General features: G+C 72.0%; 1 protein-coding gene. It reads right to left on the bottom strand.

The genetic code is table 11. From position 1 onward, the window contains the following. The coding region (locus GYA94_RS26260; RefSeq protein ID WP_161893415.1) for an AMP-binding protein at window positions 1–211 on the bottom strand (211 nt) is incomplete at both ends.

The following is a 211-nucleotide window of genomic DNA, read 5'->3' as shown; positions in this document are numbered from 1 at the left end:
CCGGGTCCAGCGGCACGTAGGCGCCACCGGCCTTGAGGATGGCCAGCAAACCGACCACCATCTCCACCGAACGCTCCACCGCGATGCCCACCAGCACATCCGCGCCGACACCCAGGGCGATCAGGCGATGGGCCAGGCGGTTGGCGCGGGCGTTGAGCTGGGCGTAGCTCAGGCGCACCTCGCCGAAGGCCAGCGCCGGGGCATCCGGGGT

This window comes from Pseudomonas juntendi (assembly GCF_009932375.1).
Taxonomy (GTDB): domain Bacteria; phylum Pseudomonadota; class Gammaproteobacteria; order Pseudomonadales; family Pseudomonadaceae; genus Aquipseudomonas; species Aquipseudomonas juntendi.
Note: the sequence above shows the minus strand (reverse complement) of the source record. Positions and strands in the feature narration are given on the sequence as shown.